We start from the raw sequence: 16,082 nt of genomic DNA, 5'->3' as shown, positions 1-16,082 counted from the left end.
CTTAATTTATGCTCTTAAGTTAGAGTTTACAGTACCCAATTTTCTAAATAAAATTGGTTGCGGGAGCCGGATTTGAACCAACGACCTTCGGGTTATGAGCCCGACGAGCTACCAGACTGCTCCATCCCGCGCCTGTAATTTCTTAGTAACAGTATTGTGTTATTCACAAGCCTGTTTCGAAGAGAGCGCTATAATATAGGAATAAACCTATAATGCAAGGTTTTACTAATTAAAAACGTTTAAGTGAACAAAAACCCATCAAACAGTGATGTTTACAGTAATCGCTGATGTGGATTTATCATTTTTTGCCACTCCCAGTCGGGATGACCCATAACAATAAAATCTGGATTTTCTGTACTTTCTCTTTGGTTATACGTTAAAGGATTAAATTCAGCGTCGGTAATACAGCCGCCCGCTTCTTCAACAATAACTTGCGATGCACCCGTATCCCACTCACCTGTAGGACCTATTCTTAAAAAACAATCTGCTTTACCCTCAGCAACAATACACGCCTTAAGTGAACACGAACCTAAAGCCACCGTTGCAAATTGCGCATTTAGATACTGGCTAACTGCTTCTATTTTTTGCCGGCGGCTTACAGCCAAAGTTAAACTCTCGGGCGGTGCTACAAATATTTGTTTATCGTGCTCACCTTCACGCTTAAATGCCCCATTTTTAGCCGTTGCATAATAGGTCACGCCCTTTGCTGGCCAATGAATAACCCCCAACACTGGGTGGTTATTTTCTATCAATGCAATATTAACGGCAAAGTCACCACTTTCGAGTATAAATTCACCGGTGCCATCCATTGGGTCAAGCAACCAATAACGTTGCCAGTGCTGTCTATCTTGCAGCGCTGGAATGGGGGTTTCTTCTGACATAATTGGAATGTCAGGAGCAAGCGCATTTAAACCCGCCACGAGCACATCATTTGCAGCCAAATCTGCTTTTGTTACTGGCGTATTATCTGATTTTTCTTGCTGACCAATATCGTCTTTTTTATACAAAGACATAATGGCATACCCTGCACTTTGCGCAAGCTCAATACATGGCTCTAGAAGTTTATTCATTAATGTCTCCTGAGGCTAAATACTTATCTAATAATAGCAGAGCCGCAACACTACGTGCTTCAGTAAAGTCAGGTTGTTCTAATAACGACTGCCACTGTGAAAGTGGCCATTTCACCACCACTAAGGGCTCAGGCTCATCGCCTAGTAAGGTTTCAGGATATAAATTTTTAGCAAACAAAATATGCATGGTTGCGTTAAAATAGCTCGGTGCCATAGTGACCGTTTTAAGCGGTTTAAAGTATTCAGCGCCAAAGCCAATTTCTTCTTTGAGCTCTCTGTTTGCAGCCTGTTCAGGCGTTTCACCTGGGTCAATCAGCCCTTTGGGAAACCCTAACTGATAGTCATTGGTGCCTGCACAATACTCACGAACCAGTAATAACTCATTTTCAGTGGTCATAGGTACAATCATAACGGCTCCACGACCACCGCCGCGAATTCGCTCATACTGACGCTTTTCATTATTTGAAAACTTGAGCTCTAAAGACTCCACAGTAAATAAGCGACTTTTAGCGACAACATTATTACTGAGAATTTGTGGTGGTGTTGGGTGCTTTTTCTGTGTCATGGGCATCAATTTGCTATCATTGCAGTTATACTAATCATATACCCAAATGAGTATAAGATGCGAGTTTCAGTTTGAATTAAAAGCAATTTAATTGAGCAAATAATTCTCGGGCTTAGCTAAGGTTAATTCTTTGTTTTAGGCTACGAATACGCTCTTAATATAGTATTGTCGGATTTATACCTTAATAACTCAATTAACAAAGTTCATTAATCTACTTCATCGCAACTTATTCATTTCAAAAAGTAGTTTTCACAAGGATAAATCATGCTCAACTGGTCAAAAATCGATACTGTATTACTCGACATGGATGGAACTTTACTTGATTTACATTACGACACTGACTTTTGGCTCAACGTTGTACCCCAACAACATGCTCTGGCTCAAAATATCAGTTTTGATGAAGCCCGCGCAGATATCTTAAAACGCTATCAGGCTGTGAGTGGTAAAATTCAGTGGTACTGCTCTGACTATTGGGAAGCACAGCTAAACTTACCTATTCTCGAATTAAAGCGTCAGTCTGCTCACTTAATTAAAATTCGTGAAGACGTTCCGCATTTTTTAACTGAACTTCGACGTGCAGGTAAAGAGCTCATTTTGCTGACTAATGCCCACCCTGAATGCGTCATGCTTAAATTTGAACATACAGCTATTGATAACTATTTAGACGGGGTGGTGTCGACTCATGAATATGGAGTAAGTAAAGAGCAACAAAGCTTGTGGCATAAAGTGCAAGGGGACTTAGGGTTTGATAAACGCCGCACTTTATTTGTAGATGACAGTTTACCGGTATTAAATGCCGCACGAGAATACGGCATTGAGCATTTACTTGCGGTTGCTAACCCTAATAGCCAGCAACCACATAACGATATAACCGATTACTTAAGCGTCACCGATTATCGTAAGCTTATTTAGCTTATTCGCCCTGAGGGTAACGCGCTACTAAGCCTTGATATACCTGTTTTGCAAAATCTGCATGTTCAGTATCAAGGCTTTTAACTACTTCTACTAAGTGTTCGTTATCTTCTTGACCATGCCATACTTTAATGTAGCTGCCATCTTTGTAACCATGATCTTGGCGGAAAAAGTTAAGCGTATTTTTACCTACATAACCACGGTATAAATCATCAATATCCATGCCTATTTGCGCCATACAACCAGCAAAAGCGGCTGCATTAAACGCTTTATTGGCAACAGCACTGGCTGCTAATAATTCAAGTGTTTGCTTAAAGTCATCGCCTTGTTGTGGTGCACTCATTTCGGCTTGTAGTTTTGTTGCTATTTGCTCGTAGCTAGTCTCACCGTCAATACGCAACGATAAGCCAAAATGAAAAATATCAACCAGCTCTAAAATCACCTGTTCAGTATCTGGTGTTTGTTTTTTCCACCATTTCCAACCGTAATGGTCTAACATTTCTGCACATTCAACCCAAATAGCTCTGTACCATTCAAAGCCTTGGCTAAACCATTGCTCATGTACTTTGGTATTCATGGCATTTTGCATTTCTAGCATAACAACTAGCTTGTTTAAATTCGCAGACATATTGGTTCCACTGTTGGATTTATAATTAGGGTAATAATACAGATAATATAACTTAACGACCAGCCGAAAACTCATGCCATGAGTTGATCAGGTCAACAAAGTCTTCAAAACCACAACCGCTGCTTAAATCATTCTCTTCAAGCATTAATTCGTCATCTTGGTAGGCTAATATATCTTCGTTATCTTGATGCAGCGCATGCGCTTCAAATAACGCTTCATCTTTAGAAAGGATCAGGTCAATTTCTTGGCCTTTAAGTGTTAACGGTTCAAAGCTTGAACTCACCGAGCTAATAAGCGCCAGCACCATAGCCACTTTGTCTTTGCCTATTTCTTCATTTAACCAACGGCCTATAATCGCATGCTCGCTGCTTATTTTAATTCTTAACCCACTAATAGGGTCGCGAATAAATTGGTATTCCATAACTGTTACTTATTAAACGCTAATAACGCTATTATACCCGTAAATAGTGCAAAACACCGACTCTAAAACGCAAAATAGCGCCAATCAGCGCTATTTTTATAAAACGTTTAAATACCTAACTTCGCGAGCGGTATCTTGCCGCATCAATTATCGACCATAAGTAAATAATAGGCACTAATACAAACCCAACGAGTACGTATATAAGCGCATAGCTTATAACAATAGCTAGCGCAAAAAATATAGCAGCTAGAATACGCCCTTGTACTAATTGTCCTAAACCAGGAAAAAATATATTACACAACGCAGCAATTACATTACCGCCAGACCCTTGATCAGCCATACTCACCTCTGTAGTTAATTAATTTTGAATTTTAGTTATTTACTTACTATCACACTTTATGCCAATTTATTAAAGCTTAAAAATCAGATGGTTAAATTAATACTTACTAATTGCTTTGGTATTTTTTACTAAATATAGGTCAATTTGATTATTTTTATTATTAGTCTTAGTCACTTATTCACGTAAAAAACTAACCAGCTGATTGGTTTTAGTGGTTATTTTTATAATAGCTGTTTATAAAAACAGTATTTTATTTAGCCTAACAAAAACACCTGTTATACTGCTCTCATTATTGATTAAAAAGGCGTAACGATGGACGTTTCAGAATTACTCGATGGCTTAAATGATAAACAACGCGATGCCGTTGCAGCGCCATTACAAAACATGCTGGTATTAGCAGGAGCAGGTTCAGGTAAAACTCGAGTATTGGTTCATCGTATTGCCTGGTTAATGCAAGTAGAGCAAGCCTCTGCCTACAGTATTTTTGCGGTAACCTTTACCAATAAAGCCGCTAAAGAGATGCGCTCAAGGGTTGAAGAAACTCTAAAAGCCCCTGTTGGCGGCATGTGGATTGGTACTTTCCATGGTTTATCGCACCGAATTTTACGAGCACATCACCGTGAAGCAAACTTACCTGAAGCCTTTCAAATTTTAGACTCTGACGATCAGCTTCGTATGATCAAGCGTTTGTTAAAATCTATGAATATTGATGATAAAAAATGGCCAGCCAAACAGTTTGGTTGGTACATAAGCGCTAAAAAAGACGAAGCTCTGCGCCCTAAAGATATTCAGGCATACGATATTAATGAGCAAATGATGCTGCGCGTTTACGCCGCCTATCAAGAAGCTTGTGATAGAGCGGGCCTAGTTGATTTTGCTGAAATATTACTACGCAGCTATGAGGTTCTTAAAAACAACCCAACCTTGCTGCGTCATTATCAGCAGCGCTTTGCACACATGCTAGTAGACGAGTTTCAAGATACCAATACTATTCAGTATGCATGGCTAAAATTACTTGCTGGCGACACTAGTAGTATTATGATTGTAGGCGATGATGACCAAAGTATTTACGGTTGGCGTGGCGCTAAAATTGAAAATATCAAACGCTTTTTAACAGACTTTGACGCAGAGACAATTCGCCTTGAGCAAAACTATCGCTCGACTGCCACTATTCTTAAAGCGTCTAATGCGCTTATACAAAATAACTCCGAGCGTATGGGTAAAAGCTTGTGGACTGACGGTAACGACGGCGAACCAATTTCTATTTATGCTGCCTTTAACGAGCTAGATGAAGCGCGCTTTGTGAGTAGCAAATTACGCAGCTGGCTAAATGCGGGGAACGCACTACAAGATGCGGCTATTTTATATCGTAGTAATGCGCAATCGCGGGTGCTTGAAGAAGCGATGCTACAAGAAGGTTTAAAATACCGAATTTATGGTGGTATGCGATTCTTCGAACGCCAAGAAATTAAAGATGCCCTCTCATACTTACGCTTAGTGGGTAACCGCCAAGATGATGCGGCATTTGAGCGTGTAATCAATACCCCAGCCCGAGGCATTGGCGACAAAACATTAAGCCATATTCGTGACTGCGCTCGCGCTGAATCTTTGCCGCTTTGGTATGCCGCTAAAGCCATTGTAGAACAACAGCATTTATCGGGGCGTGCATCAGGAGCGGTTGCCAAGTTTGTCGAACTTATTGAGCATATTGAAGATAAAATTAGTGACTTAACGCTGCATGAGCAAGCTAAATACGCGATTCAAACCTCAGGGTTAATGGCTATGTATCAGGCTGAAAAAGGCGAAAAAGGCCGCGCTCGAGTAGAAAACTTAGAAGAATTAATTAGTGCCTGCGATCAGTATGAACTCCCTGAAGAGGAAGAGTTTAGCTCGCCACTACAAGGCTTTTTAGCTTACACCTCACTTGAGTCTGGCGAAGGCCAAGCCGATGAGCATGAAGACGCCGTACAAATGATGACGCTTCACTCAGCTAAAGGCTTAGAGTTTCCTTTAGTGTTTATGGTCGGTGTTGAAGAAGGTATGTTTCCATCTCAGCAAAGTAATGAAGAAACCGGCCGTTTAGAAGAAGAGCGCCGCCTTTGTTATGTGGGTATGACCCGCGCTATGGATAAGCTGTATATAAGCCATGCCGAAAGCCGCCGTTTATATGGCCAAGAAAAATATCACAGCCCATCGCGCTTTTTACGTGAAATACCCGAAGACTGCGTAGAAGAAATTCGCATAAAAACGCAAGTATCTCGTCCGCCTGCAGCCGGTCGCTTTAGCGCATCGGTTAGCCATGCTGCATTTGAAGAAAGCGGATTTAACTTAGGTCAACGCGTGCTGCATGCAAAGTTTGGCATTGGCACCGTACTCAACTACGAAGGCAGTGGCGCACAATCTCGCGTACAAGTTAACTTTGACGACTTAGGCAGTAAGTGGTTAGTAACAGCTTATGCAAGATTACAAGCCGTTTAACCACGTTGTAGAGCGTGTACAGCAACAACTTGCGTATGCGAAACATCGCCAGTTACTGCTGCTTACAGGCGATAAAAATTGGTGTTATGAGCAATGTACTCAGCTGCTTGCTCATTTGCAGCACCCTTCTTTTGTACTGTCAAAAAGCACTCATTTAATTAATGCACATTGGCCAGAGCATACCCACCAAATTTTAGGGCAAGAGTGCGCCCATGCTGTTTATGACGGCTACAGTGGACTGGTGCCAGATAAACTAGCTGCGCTTAGTGGCGTTGTGCAAGCAGGTGGTTTTTTAATTATATTGCTACCCGAACTTAAAGAACTTGAACACTGGTGTGATGACGCCCTTCCCTTATTTCAATCTTTTGGGCAAATGCACCCTTACAGCTTTTTTAACCAACGCTTAGCTCACTTACTAAGCAAAACTACTTTACTGCATTTTAGCCAGCAAAATGGTTGGCAGTGTATTACCGATACGAATCTATCAACTGGTGGAATTGACTTTACCGAGCAACAACAGTGTATTGAATTAATAATAAAAACAGCAAACGGACGAGCAAATCGACCATTATTAATTAATGCAGATCGGGGAAGAGGAAAATCAGCCGCATTAGGTATTGCAGCAAGTAAACTCAGCGATAAAAACATACTTATTTGCTCTATGCAATTTCGTGCTTTGCACAGTAGTTTTAAGCACTTAGCGAGTGAGCTTGATATAGATTATCGAGCTGGCGATAAACACATTGCAAACATGCACTATGTGGCGCCTGATCAACTACTGAACGAACAACCGCAGTGCGATTTGCTATTAATTGATGAAGCAGCAGCAATCCCTGTTCCAATTCTCATAAAAATTCTTCACCTTTATCCTCGCGTGGTCTTTTCAAGCACTATGATTGGCTATGAAGGTAATGGTCGCGGTTATATTTTAAAGTTTACTCGTTACCTCAAAACGCATTTTAAAAACATGCGTAGCATCAGTCTTGAGCAGCCAATCCGTTTTGCAAAGCACGATCCTTTAGAGCTGCACCTTCGTACACTCTTAGCTTTGGATGCAGAACATCACAGCGCTAGTTTGAATACTGCTCCCCTACAATTTAAGCATCTGCAAGCAAATCAACTTACTAACAACGAGCCACTGCTTCATCAAGTTGTTGGCTTACTAACACTCGCACATTATCAAACCAGTGTGAATGACTTACGTCACTTACTGGATGCCGCTGGGCAACGCCTATTTGTTTGTCAACAAGGTGATAATATTCTTGGTGTGTGTTTAGTAGCGATAGAAGGTGGCTTTACTACATCGTTGAGTGATGAAGTAGTGCAAGGTAAGCGCCGCCCTCAAGGGCACTTAATGGCGCAAAGCCTTGCACAATTAAGCTTTAACCCTGAGGTATTAAAACAATACTGCGCTCGCGTGGTGCGAATTGCCATTGACCCAGAGCAGCACAATAAGCACCTAGGAACACAATTACTTCATTACTGTGAACAGCAATTACAGAACGAGTGTGATTGGTTTGGTGCTAGCTTTGGTGCTAATGCGCAATTACTTAGTTTTTGGCAAAATAATGACTTTAATTTGGTTAAGCTGGGTTTTCAAAAAGATAAGGCAACGGGTGAACATAGCGCATTAGTTATTAAGAGCTTAACTAAAAATGACCAACTACTAGAACAATTAACAGCCCAGTTCGAAGCTGATTTTCCTTTGCAATTGCTCAGCCATTTTAGTCAGCTAGATTATAAACTGGTAGCAAAAATTGTTTCACGCTTTAATACTCATACCAATAGCATAGCTGATCAATCAAGATTAAAGTCTATGTTAACAAGTGACTATCAGCTATTTAATATTACACCTTTACTATGGCGAAGCTTTTGGGCATCTCCTCTTAGCTTGCCAAATGATGAGGATAATTTCCAATCTGTTTTTATTAGGCTAGTATTACAAAATTGGAAACCTAAAAATATCCAAACCGAGTTAGGTGTGAATGGCATAAAGCCGTTTAATATATTATTAAAAAAGGCTGTAAATAACTGGTATGAACGCACTTCGCATAATAATACACCTTAGTATTGCCCTCATTGCAATAGCCCTAGGACAGCCTTTAGCCTTTGCAGAGCAAGATAATAGCAAAGTTATTAAACTTGGCATGTCTACAGCACTAAGCGGACCGGCTCAAAATATTGGTCAACAATTGTATAAAGGCAGTAGCATTTACTTTAACAAGGTTAATAATGCTGGCGGAATAAACGGCGCTCAGGTACAACTTCTAGTTGCTAACGATAATTACGAACCAAAACAAACCGTTAATAATACCCGTACTTTTATTTATTCCGACAAAGTCGATGCATTGTTTGGTGCTATGGGCACCCCAACCAGCCATGCTATTATACCTTTACTAGAGCAATCAAAAATTCCGTTCTTAATGCCTTTTAGCGGGGCAAGCTTCCTACATGATAAATCACGCGCTAACATATTTAATTTAAGAGCAAGCTATAATGACGAAGCCGCAGAGCAAATTAAATACTTAGTAGAGGAGCGCAAACATACAAAGATAGGGCTATTTATTCAAGCAGATGAGTTTGGCTTGTACGTAGAATCGGGGCTAAGGAAAGAACTAACAAAATATGATCTGTCGCCTATAAAAGTCGCGCGTTATCAACGTAATAGTCATGATGTAGCATCAGCGCTTAATGCCTTACAAGCCAGTGGGGTTACAGCTATCTGTTTAGTTGGCACCTACGCACCACTTGGTGAATTTATAAACAGTGCACATGCGAAGAATTTTACCCCAGACTATACCAGTGTTTCTTTTGTACCTAGCTTTGACTTATTTGATGAAGTAACCACACCCTCACATATTATGGTTACAGAAATTGTTCCTAATCCACTCACATGTAATGATGATTTTTGTAATGAATTTTTGGCCGATATGCAAGCAAACAAGATTACAAAACCCAACCGTCTTCATTTTGAAGGTTATATTAATGCGATGGCATTTAGTAGGGCTGCAGCAAACTGCAAATTACCGCTTAAACACTCGTGCCTAATGAAAGAGCTTAATTCACTGTTAACAAATGATAAAATAATCAAAAAGTTTTTTATTGATACAAGAAATGAAAATAAACGTAATGTATATCGCTCTTATTATGTGAATAAATAAGTACCTTCCAAATATTGTTCTATCCTTAATATACAAACTAAGTATGTGAGGAAACTATGGACTTAATTAACTTTAAAGTGGGTTATAAAACCATTTCACTTAAGATTCTTGATATCTTATTAACGGAACAATTTAATAATAACCTCACGGTGTTACCTAACGATAATAAAAGCTTTTTGGGCGTTAAAGATTATATGGGGATCCCAACCCCTGTATTTGATCTTGGAATCATTTTAAATGGAGTTTCTACTGAGCGCAGTAATTTAGATGCTTTAAAGCAACTTAAATCTTGGCAAAAACAACTAATTGCTTGGTTTAATAAATTAGAGCAAGAACTACTCGTTTCGCAAAGCTCGTTAAAGGCGAATCAGTATGAGCTTACTGATTTTGAACAGTTTTATACAGAGTTTAAAACTGATAACGATGAATTAAAAAATACTATGTCACGCTTTGATGACCCGTTTAAATCGCTTCTACACAAATTGACCAGTGCAATAGATGCATATAAAAAAGGCAACAGCAAACAAGTTAGTACTCAACTTGAGATTATAAGGCGACATGATCTTATTCACCTAGAGCGTTTATTCGACTCTGCAATAGGACAAATCACTTTAGATTATAAACCTATTATTGTGTTTACCACTAAAGATGGCATGACCCCTCATGTAGGCCTATTAGTTGATAAGGTTGAAGATAATATTGAATATAAACAAGAAGATATTAAACCACTAGATAAGCTTACCGAAGTTGGTTTTGATATTGACCCCCAAACAAGAAGCATGATGTATGGATTGATAAAACTCGCTGATAAACATAGTGTACTTATTGATCCTAGCGCAATATTTAAGCCCAAAGACCTTGAACCATCGAGCAGCGCTCAAGAGCAAGAAACTGAAGCCTATGGACTGTTTTAAGGATGCTTCCTTTACACCCGTAAAAGCCCGACTCTTTTGAATCGGGCTTGCTTGTATTTAGAGTCGGTGCGCTATTTTGCCCATGGGTTTCGTAATACTCAACCCACGCTACGGTTACCTGGTTAACGCTGTGCAGCTGATAGCTGATATTTTCACTTTTCTGCAGACGTAAAAAAGCCCGACTCTTTCGAATCGGGCTTTCTCTTATTTGGAGCCTGGTAATGACCTACTTTCACATAACAAATGCTACACTATCATCGGCGCTGTTTCGTTTCACTACTGAGTTCGGCATGGGGTCAGGTGGGTCCAAAACGCTATTGTCACCAAGCAAATTTGGTTGTCAGTCCGTATTACTACGCACTAACTAAAATTTGGAATTCTGATAATAAAAGTTTTCAGTAATCTACTTTAGTCTATTAACTTCTTCGCTTGTTTCACTATCACATAAAACGCGTTTGGCGTTGTATGGTTAAGCCTCACGGGTAATTAGTACAAGTTAGCTTAATGGCTCACACCACTTCCACATCTTGCCTATCAACGTTGTAGTCTTCAACGGCCCTTCAGAGACTTTAAAAGTCTAGTGAGAACTCATCTCGAGGCCTGCTTCGCGCTTAGATGCTTTCAGCGCTTATCAGTTCCGAACGTAGCTACCGGGCAATGCCATTGGCATGACAACCCGAACACCAGCGGTTCGTTCACTCCGGTCCTCTCGTACTAGGAGCAACCCCTCTCAATTCTCAAACGCCCACGGCAGATAGGGACCGAACTGTCTCACGACGTTCTAAACCCAGCTCGCGTACCACTTTAAATGGCGAACAGCCATACCCTTGGGACCGACTTCAGCCCCAGGATGTGATGAGCCGACATCGAGGTGCCAAACACCGCCGTCGATATGAACTCTTGGGCGGTATCAGCCTGTTATCCCCGGAGTACCTTTTATCCGTTGAGCGATGGCCCTTCCATTCAGAACCACCGGATCACTATGACCTACTTTCGTACCTGCTCGACGTGTCTGTCTCGCAGTTAAGCTGGCTTCTACCATTACACTAACCGTACGATGTCCGACCGTACTTAGCCAACCTTCGTGCTCCTCCGTTACTCTTTGGGAGGAGACCGCCCCAGTCAAACTACCCACCAGGCACTGTCCGTAACCCCGATTCAGGGGCCAACGTTAGAACATCAAAACTACAAGGGTGGTATTTCAAGGACGACTCCAACAAAACTAGCGTCTCATCTTCAAAGTCTCCCACCTATCCTACACATGTAGGTTCAATGTTCAGTGCCAAGCTGTAGTAAAGGTTCACGGGGTCTTTCCGTCTAGCCGCGGGTACACAGCATCTTCACTGCGATTTCAATTTCACTGAGTCTCGGGTGGAGACAGCGTGGCCATGGTTACACCATTCGTGCAGGTCGGAACTTACCCGACAAGGAATTTCGCTACCTTAGGACCGTTATAGTTACGGCCGCCGTTTACCGGGGCTTCGATCAAGAGCTTCTCCGAAGATAACCCCATCAATTAACCTTCCGGCACCGGGCAGGTGTCACACCGTATACGTCATCTTGCGATTTTGCACAGTGCTGTGTTTTTAATAAACAGTCCCAGCCACCTGGTCACTGCGGCTCCAATCAGCTTAGAGAGCAAGTCTCATCACCAATCGGAGCGTACCTTCTCCCGAAGTTACGGTACGATTTTGCCTAGTTCCTTCACCCGAGTTCTCTCAAGCGCCTTAGTATTCTCTACCTGACCACCTGTGTCGGTTTGGGGTACGATTCGGTATAATCTGAAGCTTAGAGGCTTTTCCTGGAAGTATGGCATCAGCAACTTCATCACCGTGGTGACTCGTCTCGTGTCTCAGCCTAACAGCAACCCGGATTTACCTAAGTCGCTAGCCTACACACTTTCACATGGACTACCATCGCCATGCTTGCTTAGCCTGCTCCGTCCCCCCATCGCAATTATACCAAGTACGGAAATATTAATCCGTTTCCCATCGACTACGCCTTTCGGCCTCGCCTTAGGGGTCGACTTACCCTACCCTGATTAACATGGGATAGGAACCCTTGGTCTTCCGGCGTGCGGGTTTTTCACCCGCATTATCGTTACTCATGTCAGCATTCGCACTTCTGATACGTCCAGCATACCTCCCGGTACACCTTCAACCGCTTACAGAACGCTCCCCTACCACTCAGAATAAATTCTGAATCCGCAGCTTCGGTGCATAGTTTAGCCCCGTTACATCTTCCGCGCAGACCGACTCGACCAGTGAGCTATTACGCTTTCTTTAAAGGATGGCTGCTTCTAAGCCAACCTCCTGGCTGTCTGGGCCTTTCCACATCGTTTCCCACTTAACTATGACTTTGGGACCTTAGCTGGCGGTCTGGGTTGTTTCCCTCTTCACGACGGACGTTAGCACCCGCCGTGTGTCTCCCGGATATTACTTTACGGTATTCGGAGTTTGCAAAGGGTTGGTAAGTCGGGATGACCCCCTAGCCTTAACAGTGCTCTACCCCCGTAAGTATTCGTCCGAGGCTCTACCTAAATAGATTTCGGGGAGAACCAGCTATCTCCCGGTTTGATTAGCCTTTCACTCCTAACCACAGGTCATCCCCTAACTTTTCAACGTTAGTGGGTTCGGTCCTCCAGTTGATGTTACTCAACCTTCAACCTGCCCATGGCTAGATCACCGGGTTTCGGGTCTATACCTTGCAACTATTCGCCCAGTTAAGACTCGGTTTCCCTACGGCTACCCTAATCGGTTAACCTCGCTACAAAATATAAGTCGCTGACCCATTATACAAAAGGTACGCAGTCACCCTCGAGGGGCTCCTACTGCTTGTACGTACACGGTTTCAGGTTCTATTTCACTCCCCTCACAGGGGTTCTTTTCGCCTTTCCCTCACGGTACTGGTTCACTATCGGTCAGTTGGGAGTATTTAGCCTTAGATGATGGTCCACCTATATTCAGTCAAAGTTTCACGTGCTCCGACCTACTCGATTTCACTTAAAATGCGTTTTCATGTACGGGACTATCACCCTGTATCGTGGCACTTTCCAGAGCCTTCCATTAACACATAATAAGCTTAAGGGCTGTTCCGATTTCGCTCGCCGCTACTATCGGAATCTCGGTTGATTTCTTTTCCTACGGGTACTTAGATGTTTCAGTTCTCCGCGTTCGCCTCGTTAACCTATGTATTCAGTTAACGATACCTGCAAGCAGGTGGGTTTCCCCATTCGGAAATCCTAGTCTCAAGTGCTTTTTACTAGCTTGACTAGGCTTATCGCAAGTTAATACGTCCTTCATCGCCTCCAACTGCCAAGGCATCCACCGTGTACGCTTAGTCACTTAACCATACAACCCAAACGGGTCTTTGTTTCGTGACAGTTTAACTTCGCCAGAAGTTAATATTGAATACTAAAGTAGATACCAATCAACAAACGTAAAACGTTCATTAAATGGCACTGAATGATACTGCTATCATTCTTTTTTACTTTTGAAAACTCTGTACAAATAACAATGTTATTCATACGAATTTTATTATCAGCTTTTCCAAATTTTTAAAGAGCATATTAATTAGTTAACCCAAAGGGTAAAACTAACTAACAATCATCTGTGTGGACACTACGAACAAATAAGTTCTAAATCGTATAAGGAGGTGATCCAGCCCCAGGTTCCCCTAGGGCTACCTTGTTACGACTTCACCCCAGTCATGAATCACTCCGTGGTAAACGTCCTCCCGAGGGTTAGACTATCTACTTCTGGAGCAACCCACTCCCATGGTGTGACGGGCGGTGTGTACAAGGCCCGGGAACGTATTCACCGCGTCATTCTGATACGCGATTACTAGCGATTCCGACTTCATGGAGTCGAGTTGCAGACTCCAATCCGGACTACGACGCACTTTAAGTGATTCGCTTACTCTCGCGAGTTCGCAGCACTCTGTATGCGCCATTGTAGCACGTGTGTAGCCCTACACGTAAGGGCCATGATGACTTGACGTCGTCCCCACCTTCCTCCGGTTTATCACCGGCAGTCTCCTTAGAGTTCTCAGCATTACCTGCTAGCAACTAAGGATAGGGGTTGCGCTCGTTGCGGGACTTAACCCAACATCTCACAACACGAGCTGACGACAGCCATGCAGCACCTGTATCAGAGTTCCCGAAGGCACCAAACCATCTCTGGTAAGTTCTCTGTATGTCAAGTGTAGGTAAGGTTCTTCGCGTTGCATCGAATTAAACCACATGCTCCACCGCTTGTGCGGGCCCCCGTCAATTCATTTGAGTTTTAACCTTGCGGCCGTACTCCCCAGGCGGTCTACTTAATGCGTTAGCTTTGAAAAACAGAACCGAGGCTCCGAGCTTCTAGTAGACATCGTTTACGGCGTGGACTACCAGGGTATCTAATCCTGTTTGCTCCCCACGCTTTCGTACATGAGCGTCAGTGTTGACCCAGGTGGCTGCCTTCGCCATCGGTATTCCTTCAGATCTCTACGCATTTCACCGCTACACCTGAAATTCTACCACCCTCTATCACACTCTAGTTTGCCAGTTCGAAATGCAGTTCCCAGGTTGAGCCCGGGGCTTTCACATCTCGCTTAACAAACCGCCTGCGTACGCTTTACGCCCAGTAATTCCGATTAACGCTCGCACCCTCCGTATTACCGCGGCTGCTGGCACGGAGTTAGCCGGTGCTTCTTCTGTCAGTAACGTCACAGCTAGCAGGTATTAACTACTAACCTTTCCTCCTGACTGAAAGTGCTTTACAACCCGAAGGCCTTCTTCACACACGCGGCATGGCTGCATCAGGCTTGCGCCCATTGTGCAATATTCCCCACTGCTGCCTCCCGTAGGAGTCTGGGCCGTGTCTCAGTCCCAGTGTGGCTGATCATCCTCTCAAACCAGCTAGGGATCGTCGCCTTGGTGAGCCATTACCTCACCAACTAGCTAATCCCACTTGGGCCAATCTAAAGGCGAGAGCCGAAGCCCCCTTTGGTCCGTAGACATTATGCGGTATTAGCAGTCGTTTCCAACTGTTGTCCCCCACCTCAAGGCATGTTCCCAAGCATTACTCACCCGTCCGCCGCTCGTCAGCAAAGTAGCAAGCTACTCTCTGTTACCGCTCGACTTGCATGTGTTAGGCCTGCCGCCAGCGTTCAATCTGAGCCATGATCAAACTCTTCAATTAAAAAGTTTTTTGTCTTTCGACAGCTCAATGAATTCTGAATTTATTTAATATCTTTCGATATTGAATTGACTGTGCTGCAATTCCTACCGAAGTAGTTATTGCTGTTGGTCACTCAGTTTAAATTGAGACTCTAAATTTGTTTGCCTCACTACCTAAGTAGCTTGGCTGTTAGAACTCAATCTGTACGAGTGCCCACACAGATGATTGCTTTATATTGTTAAAGAACGTTGCGATTAAAGCGTTAAACTTTATCTCGCTAGGGCTGCGCATATTACGCTTTCCTATTTTTTTGTCAACACTTAATTTTGTTAAACTTGAAATTTTTCGAAACTAAGTTTTACTCGACTCACTGAGTAGCTCGTGCCTCGCTATGCGTTGGCGTTCCCCGTCTCAGTGGGGTCGCATTATAG

10 protein-coding genes, 1 tRNA gene and 3 rRNA genes are annotated in these 16,082 nt (G+C 42.8%); 5 read left to right on the top strand and 9 right to left on the bottom strand.

Annotation, left to right across the window (positions count from 1 at the left end):
* Nucleotides 1-54: 54 nt before the first annotated feature.
* The 3 genes from AC0L7Q_RS00070 to nudE form a co-directional block, all read right to left on the bottom strand.
* Nucleotides 55-131, bottom strand: a tRNA-Met gene (locus tag AC0L7Q_RS00070).
* 141 nt (nt 132-272) lie between these two features.
* Nucleotides 273-1,070, bottom strand: coding sequence for a 3'(2'),5'-bisphosphate nucleotidase CysQ (cysQ, locus tag AC0L7Q_RS00065; RefSeq protein WP_413401080.1), 798 nt, complete (start codon nt 1,068-1,070; stop codon nt 273-275).
* Complete coding sequence (nudE, locus tag AC0L7Q_RS00060; RefSeq protein WP_413401079.1) at nt 1,063-1,635, bottom strand: ADP compounds hydrolase NudE; 573 nt, start codon at nt 1,633-1,635, stop codon at nt 1,063-1,065. Before nudE ends, cysQ begins: the two co-directional genes overlap by 8 nt.
* 264 nt (nt 1,636-1,899) lie before the next feature.
* Here nudE and yrfG point away from each other — a divergent pair, with 264 nt between their 5' ends.
* The gene (gene yrfG / locus AC0L7Q_RS00055) at nt 1,900-2,547 is read left to right on the top strand and encodes a GMP/IMP nucleotidase (RefSeq protein ID WP_413401078.1); all 648 of its coding nucleotides are present in this window, start codon (nt 1,900-1,902) and stop codon (nt 2,545-2,547) included.
* 1 nt (nt 2,548) lies between these two features.
* Here the strand turns inward: yrfG and AC0L7Q_RS00050 are convergent, their stop codons facing one another.
* The 3 genes from AC0L7Q_RS00050 to AC0L7Q_RS00040 all read right to left on the bottom strand — a co-directional run bounded on the left by AC0L7Q_RS00050 (nt 2,549) and on the right by AC0L7Q_RS00040 (nt 3,936).
* Nucleotides 2,549-3,175 (bottom strand): dUTP diphosphatase, encoded by a 627-nt coding sequence (locus tag AC0L7Q_RS00050; protein WP_178954566.1) that lies wholly within the window; start codon nt 3,173-3,175, stop codon nt 2,549-2,551.
* Nucleotides 3,176-3,227: 52 nt separating this feature from the next.
* The gene (locus AC0L7Q_RS00045; RefSeq protein ID WP_008108271.1) at nt 3,228-3,596 is read right to left on the bottom strand and encodes a YacL family protein; all 369 of its coding nucleotides are present in this window, start codon (nt 3,594-3,596) and stop codon (nt 3,228-3,230) included.
* 115 nt (nt 3,597-3,711) lie between these two features.
* Complete coding sequence (locus AC0L7Q_RS00040; RefSeq protein ID WP_006791382.1) at nt 3,712-3,936, bottom strand: hypothetical protein; 225 nt, start codon at nt 3,934-3,936, stop codon at nt 3,712-3,714.
* A gap of 312 nt (nt 3,937-4,248) precedes the next feature.
* Here AC0L7Q_RS00040 and uvrD point away from each other — a divergent pair, with 312 nt between their 5' ends.
* The 4 genes from uvrD to AC0L7Q_RS00020 are packed head-to-tail and all read left to right on the top strand — an operon-like array spanning nt 4,249 to nt 10,489.
* Entirely contained in the window at nt 4,249-6,414 is a 2,166-nt protein-coding gene (gene uvrD, locus AC0L7Q_RS00035) for a DNA helicase II (RefSeq protein ID WP_008108265.1), read from the top strand.
* Nucleotides 6,392-8,482, top strand: a complete 2,091-nt coding sequence (locus tag AC0L7Q_RS00030; protein ID WP_409424353.1) for a GNAT family N-acetyltransferase — start codon at nt 6,392-6,394, stop codon at nt 8,480-8,482. The genes uvrD and AC0L7Q_RS00030 overlap by 23 nt, the downstream gene beginning before the upstream one ends.
* Nucleotides 8,451-9,575 (top strand): ABC transporter substrate-binding protein, encoded by a 1,125-nt coding sequence (locus tag AC0L7Q_RS00025; RefSeq protein ID WP_409424352.1) that lies wholly within the window; start codon nt 8,451-8,453, stop codon nt 9,573-9,575. The genes AC0L7Q_RS00030 and AC0L7Q_RS00025 overlap by 32 nt, the downstream gene beginning before the upstream one ends.
* 56 nt (nt 9,576-9,631) lie before the next feature.
* Nucleotides 9,632-10,489, top strand: a complete 858-nt coding sequence (locus AC0L7Q_RS00020; protein ID WP_409424351.1) for a chemotaxis protein — start codon at nt 9,632-9,634, stop codon at nt 10,487-10,489.
* Between the two features lie 213 nt (nt 10,490-10,702).
* Here AC0L7Q_RS00020 and rrf read toward each other — a convergent pair.
* The 3 genes from rrf to AC0L7Q_RS00005 all read right to left on the bottom strand — a co-directional run bounded on the left by rrf (nt 10,703) and on the right by AC0L7Q_RS00005 (nt 15,672).
* Nucleotides 10,703-10,817, bottom strand: a 5S ribosomal RNA gene (rrf, locus tag AC0L7Q_RS00015).
* Between the two features lie 137 nt (nt 10,818-10,954).
* Nucleotides 10,955-13,839, bottom strand: a 23S ribosomal RNA gene (locus tag AC0L7Q_RS00010).
* A gap of 297 nt (nt 13,840-14,136) precedes the next feature.
* Nucleotides 14,137-15,672, bottom strand: a 16S ribosomal RNA gene (locus AC0L7Q_RS00005).
* Together the 16S, 23S and 5S rRNA genes form the textbook arrangement of a ribosomal RNA operon.
* Between the last annotated feature and the right edge of the window lie 410 nt (nt 15,673-16,082).

The organism is Pseudoalteromonas sp. KJ63-1 (assembly GCF_055808145.1).
Note: the sequence above shows the minus strand (reverse complement) of the source record. Positions and strands in the feature narration are given on the sequence as shown.

Coding starts and splice junctions, on each gene's coding strand:
- yrfG (WP_413401078.1), top strand. CDS start 1,900: ATGCTCAACTGGTCAAAAATCGATACTGTATTACTCGACATGGATGGA.
- uvrD (WP_008108265.1), top strand. CDS start 4,249: ATGGACGTTTCAGAATTACTCGATGGCTTAAATGATAAACAACGCGAT.
- AC0L7Q_RS00020 (WP_409424351.1), top strand. CDS start 9,632: ATGGACTTAATTAACTTTAAAGTGGGTTATAAAACCATTTCACTTAAG.
- AC0L7Q_RS00030 (WP_409424353.1), top strand. CDS start 6,392: ATGCAAGATTACAAGCCGTTTAACCACGTTGTAGAGCGTGTACAGCAA.
- AC0L7Q_RS00025 (WP_409424352.1), top strand. CDS start 8,451: ATGAACGCACTTCGCATAATAATACACCTTAGTATTGCCCTCATTGCA.
- cysQ (WP_413401080.1), bottom strand. CDS start 1,070: ATGAATAAACTTCTAGAGCCATGTATTGAGCTTGCGCAAAGTGCAGGG.
- AC0L7Q_RS00050 (WP_178954566.1), bottom strand. CDS start 3,175: ATGTCTGCGAATTTAAACAAGCTAGTTGTTATGCTAGAAATGCAAAAT.
- nudE (WP_413401079.1), bottom strand. CDS start 1,635: ATGACACAGAAAAAGCACCCAACACCACCACAAATTCTCAGTAATAAT.
- AC0L7Q_RS00045 (WP_008108271.1), bottom strand. CDS start 3,596: ATGGAATACCAATTTATTCGCGACCCTATTAGTGGGTTAAGAATTAAA.
- AC0L7Q_RS00040 (WP_006791382.1), bottom strand. CDS start 3,936: ATGGCTGATCAAGGGTCTGGCGGTAATGTAATTGCTGCGTTGTGTAAT.